This is a genomic window from Blautia sp. HCN-20427, from assembly GCF_037890365.1.
Lineage (GTDB): Bacteria > Bacillota > Clostridia > Lachnospirales > Lachnospiraceae > Blautia.
In genome coordinates this window covers 25,371-41,068 of sequence record NZ_JBBKBX010000014.1, presented here as the reverse complement: position 1 = coordinate 41,068, position 15,698 = coordinate 25,371, and the positions used below count along the sequence as shown (strand labels likewise).

Annotated in this window: 9 protein-coding genes; 7 read left to right on the top strand and 2 right to left on the bottom strand. The window is 46.4% G+C overall.

The features are described from left to right. The first annotated feature begins 4 nt into the window (after positions 1-4). The 7 genes from WKT17_RS09860 (at position 5) to asnA (ending at position 13,319) form a co-directional block, all read left to right on the top strand. Positions 5-3,436, top strand: a complete 3,432-nt coding sequence (locus WKT17_RS09860; RefSeq protein WP_173748149.1) for a glycoside hydrolase family 2 TIM barrel-domain containing protein — start codon at positions 5-7, stop codon at positions 3,434-3,436. A 192-nt stretch (positions 3,437-3,628) separates the two neighbouring features. Continuing rightward, a complete protein-coding gene (locus tag WKT17_RS09855; protein ID WP_340272623.1) occupies positions 3,629-5,611 on the top strand; it encodes an alpha-glucuronidase family glycosyl hydrolase in 1,983 nt (660 codons plus the stop codon). A 28-nt stretch (positions 5,612-5,639) separates the two neighbouring features. Continuing rightward, complete coding sequence (locus WKT17_RS09850; RefSeq protein WP_173748153.1) at positions 5,640-6,590, top strand: ABC transporter permease; 951 nt, start codon at positions 5,640-5,642, stop codon at positions 6,588-6,590. Positions 6,591-6,604: 14 nt separating this feature from the next. Further along, on the top strand, positions 6,605-7,480 hold the full coding sequence (locus tag WKT17_RS09845) for a carbohydrate ABC transporter permease (RefSeq protein WP_291682529.1): 876 nt from the start codon (positions 6,605-6,607) through the stop codon (positions 7,478-7,480). Positions 7,481-7,528: 48 nt separating this feature from the next. Beyond that, on the top strand, positions 7,529-9,217 hold the full coding sequence (locus WKT17_RS09840) for an extracellular solute-binding protein (protein ID WP_291682531.1): 1,689 nt from the start codon (positions 7,529-7,531) through the stop codon (positions 9,215-9,217). Positions 9,218-9,316: 99 nt separating this feature from the next. Then, positions 9,317-12,211: a glycosyl hydrolase 115 family protein gene (locus WKT17_RS09835; RefSeq protein ID WP_340272619.1), complete on the top strand. Its 2,895-nt coding sequence runs from the start codon at positions 9,317-9,319 to the stop codon at positions 12,209-12,211. Between the two features lie 100 nt (positions 12,212-12,311). Next, entirely contained in the window at positions 12,312-13,319 is a 1,008-nt protein-coding gene (gene asnA / locus WKT17_RS09830) for an aspartate--ammonia ligase (protein ID WP_173748159.1), read from the top strand. Positions 13,320-13,436: 117 nt separating this feature from the next. Here the strand turns inward: asnA and WKT17_RS09825 are convergent, their stop codons facing one another. Together WKT17_RS09825 and WKT17_RS09820 are read right to left on the bottom strand one after the other, a co-directional pair. Further along, positions 13,437-14,087: an SH3 domain-containing protein gene (locus WKT17_RS09825; protein ID WP_173748161.1), complete on the bottom strand. Its 651-nt coding sequence runs from the start codon at positions 14,085-14,087 to the stop codon at positions 13,437-13,439. 98 nt (positions 14,088-14,185) lie between these two features. Continuing rightward, positions 14,186-15,556, bottom strand: a complete 1,371-nt coding sequence (locus tag WKT17_RS09820; protein ID WP_173748163.1) for an MATE family efflux transporter — start codon at positions 15,554-15,556, stop codon at positions 14,186-14,188. Positions 15,557-15,698: the final 142 nt, after the last annotated feature.

The window sequence follows — 15,698 nt, the reverse complement described above, 5'->3', positions numbered from 1 at the left end:
GCATATGAGATTATTTAACGATAACTGGGAGTTCAGCAAGCAGCCGCTGCATACTTCTTTAGAGGAAATGGAAACACGCAAAGAGGATTTTCAGCCTGTGGGAATTCCCCATGACTGGCTGATTTATCAGGCACAGGACTTGTATGAGGACGGAACTGGCTGGTACAGAAAGCAGTTTTCCTGGGAAAAGAAAGAAGGGGAGCAGGTAGTTCTGCGCTTTGACGGTATTTACATGGACAGTACCCTTTATGTAAACAAAAAAGAAGTTTGTCAGTGGAAATACGGATATTCCACGTTTGAGGTGGAAATTACAGAATTTCTGCAGAATGGAGAAAATGAACTTCTGGTATCCGCAAACTTCCAGGCGCCCAACAGCCGCTGGTACTCCGGGGCAGGGATTTACCGTGATGTATGGCTGAAAACCAGAGGCAGGGAACATCTTGTGTCTGACGGTATCTATTTCAGTGGAAAACTTCTGGAAAACAACTGCTGGAATGTGGAAATCGAGACGGAAATTGTGGGCAGAAATCTTACGCTGGACTATGCGCTGCGGCGAAAGGGCACAGAAGCGTGGAGCATGCTCACGGGAAATGAAAAAAGTACAGAAGCAGACAAAGAGAGCAAAGTTCTCTTTCAGTGTACGGTACAAGACCCGGCTGTCTGGGACATTGCACATCCCCACTGCTATGAACTGCGGGTAAGGCTGAAAAGAGACGAAGAAATCCTGGACAGCCAGATACAGACGGTAGGCTTTCGTACCCTTGGGTTTAACCCGGACAAAGGATTTCTTTTAAACGGCAGAAAGGTGAAACTGCAGGGTGTTTGTGAACATCACGATTTGGGCTGTCTGGGAGCAGCTTACCACAGCCAGGCCATGAGAAGAAAGTTTGAAATTTTAAAGGACATGGGGGTCAATGCAGTGCGGACTTCCCACAATATGCCCGCTCCTGACCTTATGGAAATGGCAGATGAGATGGGAATTTTAATCGTATCGGAATCCTTTGATATGTGGGAATCTTCCAAGACACCTTATGATTACGCCCGTTTTTTCCCGCAGTGGTATGAACGGGACATAAAATCCTGGGTGAAGAGAGACCGGAATCACCCAAGTCTGATTCTCTGGAGTATCGGAAATGAGATTTATGATACCCATATCAGTGAAAAGGGCCAGGAGTGGACCAGAATACTGATGGACGAAGTAGAGAAATATGACCCGAAAAAGAATGCAGCCATTACCATTGGTTCTAATTATATGCCCTGGGAAAATGCGCAGAAGTGTGCAGATATTGTAAAAATTGCAGGCTATAATTATGGAGAAAAATATTACGACAAACACCATGCAGAACATCCGGACTGGATTCTTTACGGCAGCGAGACGGGGTCCATTGTACAGAGCCGTGGAATTTACCATTTCCCTTACCAGCAGTCTGTGCTGGCCGATGAAGATGAGCAGTGTTCTTCTTTGGGAAACTCCACCACAAGCTGGGGAGCAGAGTCTACGGAAGCCTGCCTGCTGGCAGAAAGAGACCACGAATTTTCCTGCGGGCAATTTGTGTGGACCGGGTTTGATTATATCGGAGAGCCTACGCCGTATCACACCAGAAATTCTTACTTTGGTCAGATAGATACTGCAGGATTTCCAAAAGATGCCTATTATATTTATCAGGCGGGCTGGACGGATTACCGGGAAAACCCCATGGTACATATTTTCCCGTACTGGGATTTCAACGAAGGGCAGTTTATTGACCTGCGGGTATGCTCCAATGCCCCGGTTGTGGAGGTTTTCTTCAACGGAAAGACCCAGGGAACCTTTTCTATTGACCATGAACACGGCACAGACCTTACAGGCCACTGGCAGCTTCCTTATAAGGAAGGAGAAATCTGTGCTATTGCCTGTGATGAGACCGGAAAAATCATTGCAAAGGAAGTGCGGTATTCTTTTGGAGAAGGCACAGAGCTCTGTGTGAAATGCGACCGTGAGGAGCTGAAGGCAAATGGAGAGGATTTGCTGTTTGCAGAGATCTCCGTAAAAGATAAAAACGGTTATCCTGTGGAAAATGCCAACAACCGGGTGCATATTTCTGTGGAAGGTGCAGGCGCACTGGCTGGTACGGACAATGGCGACAGCACGGATACCGATGGATATAAAGATTACAGCCGACGTCTGTTTTCCGGAAAACTGCTGGCTGTGTGCAAGGCAGGATGTGAGCCGGGAGTATTGAAGCTGACGGTTACTGCGCCGGGACTGAAACCTGCGGTGGTATCCATACCTGTGGTACAGGCAGAGGTCAGAGAAGGTATCAGTCCTCTGGCTTATCTGGCAGGGGAAGATTTGACAAAAGAAAAACCGGTTCCTATAGAAGAAATTCCTGTGCGCAATATCCGCATGGTGAGCAGCAATGGTCTGCATTTGTATGCAGAAAATCTGGAAACGGAGGTACAGGCTTATCTCTGCCCGGAAAATGCCACAGACCGGGAAGTGTTCTGGAGTGTGGTGGATGACGGAGGTATTCCGCTGAAAATCGCAGAAATTGAGCCGGATGGACGGAAAGTGAAGGTGCGGGCCAAGAGTGACGGCTCCTTCCGTCTGCGCTGTATGTCCAAATGCGGAACCGATAAGATACGAATTATTTCTCAGCTGGAGTTTATGATAAGCGGACTGGGAACGGCTTTTACCAATCCCTATGAGTTTGTCAGCGCCGGACTTTACAACTACAGCAAAGGCGATATCGGAAACGGCAATGAGCACGGGGTTGCCACAGCCAGAGACGGGGAGAGCCAGGTAGGCTTTCGGGATATTGATTTTGGCCCTTACGGTTCAGACGAAATTATCCTTCCTATTTTTGCTCTTACGGATGACCCTTATGAAATTCAGATTTATGAGGGGATTCCGGAAGAAGGCGGAGAGCTGATTGCGGATGTGATTTATCAGAAGCCAAAGATGTGGAATGTGTACCAGGAGGCAGTCTATAAGCTGAACAAACGGTTGAAAGGCGTTACGGGAATCTGCTTTGTGGTAAAAGAGAAGCTTCATATAAAAGGATTCCGGTTTAAGAAGTACAACCGGGCATGGCAGCAGGTGCCGGTGACAGAGTGCGACCGGATTTACGGGGATAGTTTTGAAAGACAGGAGGAGGCTATCTGCAAAATCGGAAATAATGTAACCATAGAATTTGAAAATCTGGAATTCGGAGACCAAGGGGCAGGAAAACTGATTCTGTGCGGCTCCACACCTCTGGAGAAAAATACCATCATTGTGCGGTTTATCAGTGATGGAAAGGAAGAACGGCAGATGCTGGAATTTGCAGGAGGACAGGAAACACAGGAGTTTGTCTTAAAACCGGTATATGGGACAAAAACCGTCAGTTTTGTCTTTCTTCCGGGCAGCAGCTTTGATTTCCGCTGGTTTTGCTTTAAAAAACAGGGCGAAAAGTAAATAATCTGCACAATATTTGCGCAGTACCTCAAAACATCACGCAATATCTGCATAAATTTTGGCAATAATAGGTGAGTGCCAGAGAAAAATATCACCTATAATATATCTTAGAAAAGCAAAAAAGTGTACAACATAACAGGAAAAATGAAATAAATCCGTGAAAGTTGAACAAAAGCAGCAGGAGGAAAAGAGATGGGATATGAAAGTGCATGGCTGTCTTATAAAGAAAACCATACGTTGAAAATACCCTGGAATGGCAGCAAGATTTATGCAGATACATGGGGAAAGACCATAGAAGCCGCTGTGACAGAACTGCAAAGAGCAGTGAAAGAAATCTGCGGTATGGATATGGGAATCACCGGACAGGAAGAGGAAGCAGGAATTCTTCTGAAAAAGGAGCAGGATAATGCTCTGGGAGAAGAGGGGTATAAAATACAGTGCCGGGACGGCAGACTGACTGTGACTTCCCAAGGGGAAAAGGGACTGCTTTACGGCAGCTTCGCCTGTATCCGTATGCTGCAGACCCAAGAAGAGTTTTCAGCGGAAGAAAAAACAGAGAAGCCTTCCGCTCCCCTCCGAATGTTGAATCACTGGGACAACATGGACGGTTCCATTGAAAGAGGGTATTCGGGAAACTCGTTTTTCTTTGAAGACAATAAAATTCTGGTAAATGAAAGAACCAGAGACTATGCCAGACTGGCAGCTTCTGTGGGAATCAACGGAGTGGTGATTAACAATGTGAACGTGAAAGACCGGGCAACCTGGCTGATTGATGAGGTTTACCAGAAGGAACTGCAGCAGATGAGCGAAATCTTTGAGACTTACGGAATTCAGCTGTTTTTGAGTCTGAACTTTGCAGCGCCTATGGAATTGGGAAATCTGGACAGCGCAGATCCCTGTAAGGAAGCGGTGCAGCAGTGGTGGAACGATAAAATGCAGGAGCTCTATACCAGACTTCCCAACCTGGGCGGCTTTTTGGTAAAGGCTGACTCCGAGGGAAGACCGGGGCCTTTCACTTACGGAAGAACCCATGCAGACGGAGCCAACATGCTGGCTGATGCCGTGGCTCCCTATCATGGAAAGATTATTTGGCGGTGTTTTGTTTACAACTGTCAGCAGGACTGGAGAGACCGGAAAACAGACCGTGCCAGATCAGGATATGACAACTTCAGGCCTCTGGACGGACAGTTTAGGGAAAATGTTATCCTGCAGGTGAAAAACGGGCCTATGGATTTCCAGGTAAGAGAGCCGGTATCCCCGCTTTTCGGAGGTATGGAAAAGACCAATGAAATGCTGGAAGTACAGATTGCACAGGAGTATACAGGGCAGCAGAGACATGTCTGTTACCTCATTCCCATGTTTCAGGAAGTGTTAAAGTTCCGTACTTACTGTCAGGAAGACAGGGATACGGTGGAAGACATTGTGACAGGAAAAACCATGGGAAACACCAATTGCGGAATCGCAGCAGTGGTCAACACCGGAAATGACGAGAACTGGACAGGGCATGATTTGGCGGCAGCCAATTTCTTCGGATTCGGCAGACTGTGTTTCAACACCTCCCTTTCCGCAGAAGAGATAGCGAAAGAATGGATTGTCTGTACCTTTGGTCATGACAGGGAAGTACAGGAAAAGATCTTGCAAATGCTGATGATGTCCTGGAAGACTTATGAAAAGTATACCTCTCCTTTGGGAATCGGCTGGATGGTAAACCCCAATTACCACTATGGTCCCAATGTAGACGGCTACGAATATGACCGATGGGGCACTTACCACCGGGCCGACCACCTGGGGATGGGAGTTTGCCGGGGTAAAAAAGGAACCGGTTACGCACAGCAGTATCGGGAGCCAAATGCTTCCATGTATGAAAATGTGCAGACCTGTCCGGAAGAACTTCTGCTGTTTTTCCACTATGTTCCGTACACCTATCAGCTGAAGACAGGGAAGACCATGATTCAGCATATTTACGACACACATTTTGAAGGCGCCGAAGAGGCGGCCTATATGGCAGACCTCTGGGATTCCCTGGAAGGAAAAATAGAAACAAAAGTTTTTGAGCGAGTGCAGAAACGTCTGGCACATCAGAAAGAGCATGCAAAGGAATGGCGGGACCAGATTAATTCCTATTTTTACCGCAAGAGCATGATTCCGGATGAGAAGCACAGAACGATTTATTAAGAGAAGAGGAAGGAGACGTGGTGCTGATATGACAAAAACAAAAGAAAAAAAGCAGCCTAAAGTCAAATACAAGGAACATTCCCTGTTGAGACATGTAAGAAAAGAATGGAAACTGTATTCCTTTCTGGTAATTCCCATTCTTTACTATGTAATTTTTAAGTACATACCTGTAATCGGAAACATCATTGCCTTTCGCCGTTACCGGGGCGGTTCCAATATCTTAGGTGATTACTGGGTGGGATTCCGTTATTTTGAACAGTTTCTCACAGACCCGGATTTCTGGCAGGCTTTCTGGAACACCCTGCGGTTAAGTATCGGATACCTTCTGGTACGTTTCCCGGCAACCCTGATTTTTGCCCTGCTTTTAAATGAAATCAGAAAGAAATGGTGGAAAAAGACGGTACAGACGGTTTCCTACCTGCCTCACTTTATTTCTCTTGTTGTGCTGTGCGGTATGGTGAAAGAACTTCTGGCTTCTAACGGTCCCATTAACCAGCTCATTGCTTCTTTAGGCGGAGACAAAATCGCATTTATGTCAGAACCCGGATGGTTCGATGCCATTTATATCCTTTCCGGTGTATGGCAGGCGCTTGGCTGGGGCACCATTCTTTACCTGACAGCCATGACCGGTATTAATACCGAACTTTATGAGGCAGCCTCCATGGACGGGGCCAACAAATTCAAGCAGGCTCTTCACGTTACCATACCGGGAATCCTGCCAACCATTATGACGCTTTTGATTATGGATATCGGAGGCATTGTAACCTCAGGAAATATGCAGAAAATCTTGCTTTTGTACAATCCAATGACACAGAGCAGAGCCGACATCATCGGTACTTTGGTATACCGAATGGGTATCAGCCAGGGAAGCTTCAGTTATGCGTCTGCAGTAGGTTTGTTTGAAGGTCTTCTGGGGCTGATACTGGTTAGTATAGCCAACTTCCTGTCCAAGAAACTTACAGAAACATCCCTGTGGTAGAAAGGAGTGTAAACATGAATAGTATAAAACCATCAAAATCTTACAGAGTTTTTCAGGTATTTAATACAGTTCTTATGATTCTTATACTGTTTATTACCTTATATCCATTTGTATATCTGGTTGCACAGTCCTTCAGCAGCGATGCGGCAGTAAGCGCAGGCCAGGTTACCTTCTTTCCGGTAGATTTTACACTGGATACTTACAAGTACCTTTTAAAAGATGATTCTTTCTTTAAATATTACGGAAACACCATTCTTTATACCGTAGTCGGAACCATTATTTCCGTCATCGGTACCGCGCTGCTGGCTTATCCCCTTTCCAAGCCAAGACTGCGGCTGAATAAGTTTTTTACACCGTTTGTGGTATTCACTATGTATTTTACAGGCGGTATTATTCCGAACTATATTTTGGTAACACAGTGGCTGGGGCTGCAGGACAGTATGCTTGCTATTATTCTTCCGGGCGCTATCAGCACTTTCAACCTTCTGGTTATGAAGTCCTTCTTCGCAGGGCTGCCGGAAGAATTGGAGGAAGCAGCTTCCATTGATGGTATGGGCGTGTACGGTATTTTTGTGAAGATTATTCTTCCGTTGTCCAAACCGATTCTGGCAACTATGGCTCTGTTCTATATGGTGGGTATGTGGAACGAATGGTTTGCACCTATGATGTACCTGGATTCCAGAGATAAATGGCCCATTGCTCTTTGGGTAAGACAGCTGGTAGAAGGGGCAAACAATACGGAAATCGGAAGTTCTGCAGAGGCCAGCAGTGTACAGGCCACTTTAAAATCAGCAACCATGGTGCTGACATCCATTCCGATTATCTGTGTCTACCCATTTGTACAGAAATATTTTGTACAGGGTATGACAATCGGTGCAGTAAAAGGTTAATGAAACGGGCAGGACAGTCCGTTGAAAAATAAGAGGAGGAAAGAGTAAATGAAAAAAAGAGTGATTGCATTGACACTGAGTCTGCTTATGGCAGGCACTACACTTGCAGGCTGCGGCGGAAACAGCAGCTCTAAGGGAGAAGATGGCCCTACAATGTCCGCAGAAGAAGCCGACAAGGATTTGGACTACACCTACGGAGAGGGAGAAACCTTCCATTCTGACGAACCGGTGACATATTCTATGATGTTTTCTGACCATGAAAACTATCCAATGCAGGACGACTGGCTGCTCTGGAGCGCAATTGAAGAGAAGACAAACGTAACCTTTGACTTGACTACGGTTGCAAGAACGGACTACAACGATAAGGTATCCGCGTCTGTAAATAGTGGAAACGCACCGTATATTGTACCCAAAATCTATGATTCCAAGGCATACGAAGACAGTGGACAGGTTGTGGCTATCAGTGACTGGGTACAGTATATGCCGAACTACCAGAAATGTGTGGAAGAATGGGGCCTGGAAGATGACCTGAAACAGATTCTGGCCTCTGACGGAAAATATTACAGACTTCCGGGTATGTGGGAGACCACAGCAGGCGGCTATTCTTTCCTTATCCGTAAGGATGTTTTCGAGGCAGCAGGTGTGGACATGTCTACAGAGCCTACCTGGACCTGGGAAGATTTTTATCAGGCATTAAAGAAAGTAAAAGAGTATACAGGCAGCGATTATGTATGGTCTGACCAGTATCAGTTTGGCTGTACCATGAACCTGGCAGCAAGCGTGTATGGTGTAACCGGCGGTAATTCTCAGGACGGCGGTGACTGGGGATTAAAGGACGGTATGAAATTTGACTTTGACAAGAATAAATTTTACTTTGCAGATACCACAGACGAGTACAAAGAATATCTGACACTGTTTAACAAAATGTATGAAGAAGGAATTTTAGATCCGGAGACCTTTACACAGGACAGTGCACAGGCACAGGCGAAATTCTACAGAGGCGAATCCTATGTGCTGACAGTAAACTATCAGCAGGTTGCAGATATTCAGTCTCAGAATAAGATGCAGGTAGACGGCGCTGATTTATACTTTATGACAACACCGGGAGGTCCGGAAGGACAGATGAAATTATCCAGCTATGCAGGACGTCTTGAGAATGGTATTATGATTACCACCAATGCGCTGGAAGAACTGGGCGAAAAAGAATTCATTAAAATGCTGCGTTTCATTGACTGGCTGTGGTACTCTGACGAAGGTCAGACACTCTGTCTGTGGGGTGTAGAAGGAGAAACTTATACCAAAGATGCAGAGGGAACGATTACCCTGAATCCGGATATTTACTTTAACGGTATTAACGCAGGCGCTGAAAAACAGTTAAACGTAGACTATGGCTTTGGCGGCGGTGTGTTCGCATATGGTGGTTCCAAGGATTTACAGTATTCCAAATTCTCAGAAGGTGAGAAAGAGTGGAACGAAAGAATTGACGCCAATAAGGAAAATGCAAAACTGATGCCTCCGGTACTGGCTGATGAGCTGGAGAAAGAAGAGATGAACCTGATTAAGGTGTCTCTCATGGACTATGTCAATACCGCAGCACTGGAATTCATTTCCGGCAAGAGAGATTTAGACAAAGACTGGGATGCTTATGTGGCAGATTGTGAGAGCAAGGGAAGCACCAAATATGTAGACCAGGCAAATGAAATCTTTGAAAGAACAAAAGATACATTAGGTTATTAAGAAAGAGCAATACGCAGAGTAAGGGGCTGCCGCATAAGAATCAGGAGAACTTGAGGGTTATGCGCGGCCCTCTTTCTGTATACGGGAGGATGTAGGAGCATGGTAGAATTTTCCAGAGAAAAAGAAATGGTTTTTTGTATTCCGGCTGAAAAGGAGAAGGGAATTGTAAGAATTGCAGAGAAGGTGGCAAAAGATGTGGAAACGGTGGCTGGCTGCTGTCCGCTGGTTACAGGGGAGAGAGGGCTCTATGAGCAGGGGATTCTTGCGCTTTCTGCAGACAAAGGGGAGGTTTCCCTATGGCTGGAGAAGCAGTTTCCTGCCCTGGCAAAGGTCAGAGGAAAGCGGGAGGTATATGGCTTTTTTCTCGCAGACAGGCCGGTTCTGGGCATAGAAAATTGTCTGGTCATATATGGAAGTGACCGCCTGGGAACCATATACGGGCTGTTTCATCTGTCAGAGATTTTGGGAGTGTCTCCCTGCCATTACTGGGGAGATGTGAAAGCCCCTTCTTATGAAAAAGTATTTTTATGCAGTACAGAAGACGAAGAGAAATTACAGAATAAGGAAAAGCAGTTGTGTCTGTCAGTGCCGGAACAACCTCGGATTTCCAAAGAGCCGTCTGTGAAATACAGAGGATTTTTTATTAACGATGAATGGCCCTGTTTTGGGAATTGGACGTTTTCGCATTTCGGCGGCTTTACAGCAGAGATGTATGACAAGGTGTTTGAATATCTTCTGCGCATGAAGGGAAATTACCTGTGGCCGGCCATGTGGACGTCTTCTTTCCTGGTGGACGGGCCGGGAATGCAGTCTATGGAACTGGCAGATTCCTATGGAATTTATATCGGCATGTCCCACCATGAGCCGTGTATGCGTTCCAGTGAGGAATGGGACATGGTAAAAGGAGAGAAATACGGCAGGGACTGGAGTTATCTAAGTAACCGGGAAGGGCTTTTGGAATACTGGAAAGACGGGCTTCTGCGCAGCAGGGGACATCATGTATTTCCCACCATTGGCATGAGAGGAGAAAGAGACAGCAAGATGATGGGAGAGGCTTCTGTGGCGGACAATATCCGGGTGCTGAAGGACATTCTGACGGACCAGAGAACTCTGATTCGGGAATATCTGCAGGAGGAAGAAGAGATTCCACAGCTCTTTGCTGTGTATAAGGAAGTGGAAGATTATTATTTCGGGGACAACCAGGCAGAAGGACTGGAACACTTTGAAGAATTGGAGGGTGTTACTTTGCTGCTCTGCGAAGATAATTTCGGCAATATGCGCGCTCTGCCAAAAGAGGAGGAGAGAAGCCGCAAGGGCGGCTTTGGCATGTATTATCATCTGGATTACCATGGCGGTCCGGTTTCCTATGAGTGGGTGGCGTCAGTGCCTCTTACAAAAATCTGGGAGCAGATGACAGAGGCCTATGCATATGGCGTCCGGGAACTCTGGATTGTCAATGTGGGAGATTTGAAGTTTCAGGAATACCCGCTGAACTATTTTATGGAAATGGCCTATGACTTTGACACCTGGGGCAGCGCCCATCCGGAAAGCCCTAAGGCTTATACGGAAAAATGGGTTCAGCAGCAGTTTGGCCCGGAAACCTCTCCTGAAGAACGAAACAGCATAAAAAATGTGGTGGAGGAATATATCCGGTTGAATCATCTGCGCCGTCCGGAATCCTGCAGCAGTGAAGTCTATCATCCGGTACATTACCGGGAAGGCAGCCGTATGCGGAAACGGTGTGAGGAATTAGAGGAAACCAATGAAAGGCTGAGAGAAGCGCTGAAAGGAAGACGCTGTGAAGAGGCTTATTACAGTATGGTTTACTATCCGGCGGCGGCTTCTGCGAATTTGCTGCAGATGCATTTATATGCAGGATTTAACCATCTTTATGCGCGTCAGGGAAAAGCCATTGCCAATCTGATGGGAGAGAAAATGGAGCAGTGCATAGAGCGGGATGAAGCGCTGGCACAGGAGATGGCCGCATTTGCAGAAGGAAAATGGGCAGGTATGGAAATGGCGCTGCACATCGGGTTTACCAACTGGAACAGTGAGGACTGGAGATATCCGGTGCGCCACGTCCTGCGCCTGCCCCAGACACCCAGACTGGTGGTATCCCGCTGGGATGAAGAAGCACATTTTACCAATCAGTATTTTCCCACTCCTCTGGTTATTGAGGATTTTCTGGAGGAGAACAGCAAAGAAGTGGGACTGGAGATTGCCAATGGAGGACAGGGGGAAATCTGCTGGGAAATAAAAGAAACCTGCGACTGGCTTTTGTTTTCTGAAAAAGAGGGAAAAACAGCTTTACAGGACTGTGTTCTCCTGACTGTGGACAGGGAAAAACTGTCTGGCGAGGAAAAGACTTGTACTTTTTATGTGGTGGCAGGGGAAGAAAAGGTTCCGGTGTGTGTAAGGGCGAAAAGAGAGGAACTGCCTGCTCTGCCTGGGCATACAGCCATAAGCAGGAAAGGGATTTTTGCCATAGATGCGGTAAATTATGCGGAGAAAAAGGCCGGGGACTATAAGGGCGAAGCCGCTGAATATGGTTTGCTGACGGATTTTGGGAAATATGGAAGCGGTATGAAGGTATTTCCTGTGACAGCTGCCTTTGATGGAGATTTGCACGCGCCTTCTCTGACCTATGAGCTTTGGAGCAGGAGCGCAGGGAAAGGCAGGCTGCGCCTTTTTACATCTCCGGCTAATCCGCTGATGTACGGAGGAGAGCTGCGGGTGGGCATTTCCTGCAATGCCGGCGAGATACAAAAGCTTGTGCTTACAGACAGCAGGTATAAAGGCGGAGATAACGACTGCGCTGCCTGGGAGCGCGCTGTGCTGAACCAGGAGCATGTGGCAGAGATGGAAATTTCATTACAAGAAGGCCTCAACCGTATTACCGTGTACGCGGGGGAAGCGGGGATTGTGCTGGAAAGGCTTGTGGTGCTGGAAGGAGATGCGGAAATGGAGGACAGCTATCTGGGGACAGAAAAGTAATTATGGAAAAATTCCATATTTACATCTCCTGATTTTTGTATTAAACTAAGCATAGTATTTTAATGCTATAAAAACGTAAAATCTTACAGGAGGAAAGCACATGGGAAAAGTAATCATACCGGAAAATTATCAGTCCTGTTTATCCAGATACGAAACGCAGGAAGCAATCGGTGCCATTAAAAATCTTATGCAGAAAAAGCTGTGTATGGCACTGAAATTAAAGAGGGTGACTGCGCCGCTGTTTGTAGACCCGGCTTCTGGTCTGAACGATGACTTAAATGGCGTGGAACGCCCGGTTACCTTTGATATTCCGGACGCAGGAGTAAATGCACAGGTGGTACATTCTCTGGCGAAATGGAAACGTATGGCGCTGTACCGTTACGATTTTCATGTAGGTAAGGGACTTCTCACCGACATGAACGCAGTACGCAGGGATGAAGAACTGGATAATCTGCATTCTGTTTATGTAGACCAGTGGGACTGGGAAAAAATCATTACCAGAGAAGACCGGAATCTGGAGTACTTGAAAAATACAGTGAATCGTATTGTGGGTGCCATCTGTAATGCCCTGGATGAAATTAAATACCAGTATGAGCATTTGGACACAGAGCTTTCCAGAGAAGTTTCTTTTATTACCACACAGGAACTGGAAGATTTATACCCTGATTTCACACCAAAGGAAAGGGAAAACGCCTATACAAAAGAGCATAAAACCGTGTGCATTATGCAGATTGGAGATGTGCTGGCCTCAGGACAGAAACATGACGGAAGAGCGCCGGATTATGACGACTGGAAATTAAATTGTGATATTCTCTTCTGGCACGAACCTCTGCAGTGTGCGCTGGAGATTTCTTCCATGGGAATTCGTGTGGACGAAAAAGCCCTGGATGAGCAGCTTACCAAAGCAGGCTGTGATGACAGAAGAAATCTTCCTTTCCACAAAATGCTGCTGGAGGGAAAACTGCCTCTGACCATTGGCGGCGGTATCGGACAGTCCCGGATTTGTATGCTGCTTCTGAAAAAAGCCCATGTGGGAGAGGTGCAGGCCTCTCTTTGGGATGAAGAGACATTGAAAGCTTGTGAAAAGGCGGGAATCGAAATTCTTTAAAAGAAGAACATAAAGAAGGTACGAAAGGACAAAGGACATGATATGAAATGCATAAAGAATTAGAATATGCATTTCGTATCATGTCCTTTTTATAGTTTTAGAAATGTTCATACAACATCAATAGGAAATGTAATCCTGCCATACATATCCTGTCTGATTTTCATAAATAATCCGATACCAGCCATTCTCGCAGATACCCGTAACTCTTACAGAAGCTCCTCCGTCTAACTGTCCCAGAATTTCAGAACCGCTCTGCGCATCGGCCCGGACGTTTACACTGCTGACAATGGTGCCGGTGCCGCTGGTCTGTTCTACGGATACGCCGCTTGCCGGTTCGTCCTGTCCTTCGTCTTCGCTGGTAATAGCAGAGCCGCTGATACCGGTCAGGTTTTCCTCTGCCTTTTCAGCCAGGTTCAGGACACCGGAATTGTCATCTGTAGAGATAATTTTCCGTACCTTTGCCTTGCTGGCATCCCCGTCGGTTACTGCGCCCACATAGACAATGGTAACGCTGTTGCCGGGAATAATGCCGTTTTCCAGTTCCAGGCTGGCGTCAGAGCAGTTGTCAAAAGTCAGTTTTTCTCCCTTATCTGTTTTCAGAGAAAGTTCAGAGCCCGTGAAGCTGGTTAATGTACCGCTTACAGAAGCGGATACTGCATCCAGCTCCGCTTCCTCCTGGGCCTCTTTATCCTTGCCGCAGGCGGACAAAAAGAGAAATCCCATGGTGAAAAGCAGCAGGGCATATTTTTTTGAGAACTGTTTTGCCATAAACAAGACCTCCTGTTTGGTAGAATTTGAAAATAATATACAGCAAAATAATATATCAGTCAAATAACAAAATTATGACGCAAGGAAAAGAGAAACACTCAAGGCTGTGCTTCCCGTTTTTCCAGATGTTTCCGAAAAATCAACAGAAACGCAATGGTGGACATGACAGCGCCGATACCGTCTGCAAGAGGCTGGGCATAAAAGGCGCTTTTGGCTCCAAAGAAGATGGGAAGTACAATGGTAAAAAGCATGTAATCTCCCTTTCGCCAGAGGGAAAGTACCAGGGCTGTTTTGCTTCTTCCAAGAGCGGTAAACCCATCCACAAAGACGTACTGGAAGCTGAGGGGGATAATCATCAGGGTGAAAACACCGATTCCCCAAGTGCAAAGCTGCAGCTGCAGGGCATCTTTGGTGAAAATCCGTATAAAGTATTCCGGCACGATTCTGGAAAGCAGGAACATCAGCGTGGTAAAGCACAGGCAGAGAATTAAGACATATTTTTCCGCTTTCTTTACACGTTTTATGTTTCTGGCTCCGTAATTGTAGCTTAAAATGGCCTGGGTGCCGCTGGAAATTCCCAGCATGGGACCGGTAATCAGCATCATGTAGCTTTGGACAATGGTGGCGCAGGTAATGAGAATATCGCCCTCTTTAGGGCCGCCGTATTTCTGAAGAACGGTATTCAGTACAATGATAATCACGCTGTCCGTAGCCAGAATCAGAAACGGGGAAATTCCCAGACCAATAATTTTTTTCACAATCAGGGGAGAAAATGTCTTCTTCCGAAGCCGCGTAATCTTTATGGGAATTTTCTTCCCTGTGAGGAAACAAAAAGCAAAGGCGCAGGAGGCAAACTGCGCGATAACGGTGGCAATGGCTGCTCCGGCAACTTTCATATCCAGAACGAAGATAAAAACCGGATCCAGAATGATATTGGTAACGGCTCCGATAAGAACGGTTATCATGCCTATGGCCGGAAAGCCCTGGCAGGTAATAAAATAATTCAGCCCGATGGCCAGCAGGGCAAAAAAGGTTCCTGCCGTATAAATCGTCAGGTAGGAGTCAGCATAGGGAAAGGTTGCAGGGCTTGCCCCGAACCAGTTTAGCAAATACCGTTTACTGACCAGAAACAGTACGGTCAGCACCGCAGAAAAAACCACCAGCAGGGCGAAGCTGTGAGCCAGTATGGACTCCGCCTGTTTTTTCCTTCCGGCACCCATGCGCATGGCCATGAGGATAGAACCGCCCAGGCCAATGAGCGTGCCAAAAGAAGTCAGTAAAGTGACAATAGGGCCGCAGACCCCTACGCCGGCCAGCGCAGCGTCCCCGATTTTCGGAATATTTCCGATAAACATACGGTCAATAATGCTGTACAAAACCGTAACAAACTGGGCAATCATGGAGGGAATGGCCAGTTTCAGAACCAGAATGGGAATTCTGTCTTTTCCCAAATCAGTAGTATGTGACATGTTCAAAATCTCCTTCTTTTCCTCTGTATCTGCAAAAAACAGACATAGACTGTATTCATTTTAATACGACTTTCGCAAAAAGGAAAGAGAAAATACTTGCCACTTCTAAAATCTCTGTATTATACTGGAGTTAAATGTAAAA

Bases quoted from the DNA above. Each gene is read 5' to 3' on its own strand.
- WKT17_RS09860 (WP_173748149.1), top strand. From the start codon at position 5: ATGAGATTATTTAACGATAACTGGGAGTTCAGCAAGCAGCCGCTGCAT.
- WKT17_RS09855 (WP_340272623.1), top strand. From the start codon at position 3,629: ATGGGATATGAAAGTGCATGGCTGTCTTATAAAGAAAACCATACGTTG.
- WKT17_RS09850 (WP_173748153.1), top strand. From the start codon at position 5,640: ATGACAAAAACAAAAGAAAAAAAGCAGCCTAAAGTCAAATACAAGGAA.
- WKT17_RS09845 (WP_291682529.1), top strand. From the start codon at position 6,605: ATGAATAGTATAAAACCATCAAAATCTTACAGAGTTTTTCAGGTATTT.
- WKT17_RS09840 (WP_291682531.1), top strand. From the start codon at position 7,529: ATGAAAAAAAGAGTGATTGCATTGACACTGAGTCTGCTTATGGCAGGC.
- WKT17_RS09835 (WP_340272619.1), top strand. From the start codon at position 9,317: ATGGTAGAATTTTCCAGAGAAAAAGAAATGGTTTTTTGTATTCCGGCT.
- asnA (WP_173748159.1), top strand. From the start codon at position 12,312: ATGGGAAAAGTAATCATACCGGAAAATTATCAGTCCTGTTTATCCAGA.
- WKT17_RS09825 (WP_173748161.1), bottom strand. From the start codon at position 14,087: ATGGCAAAACAGTTCTCAAAAAAATATGCCCTGCTGCTTTTCACCATG.
- WKT17_RS09820 (WP_173748163.1), bottom strand. From the start codon at position 15,556: ATGTCACATACTACTGATTTGGGAAAAGACAGAATTCCCATTCTGGTT.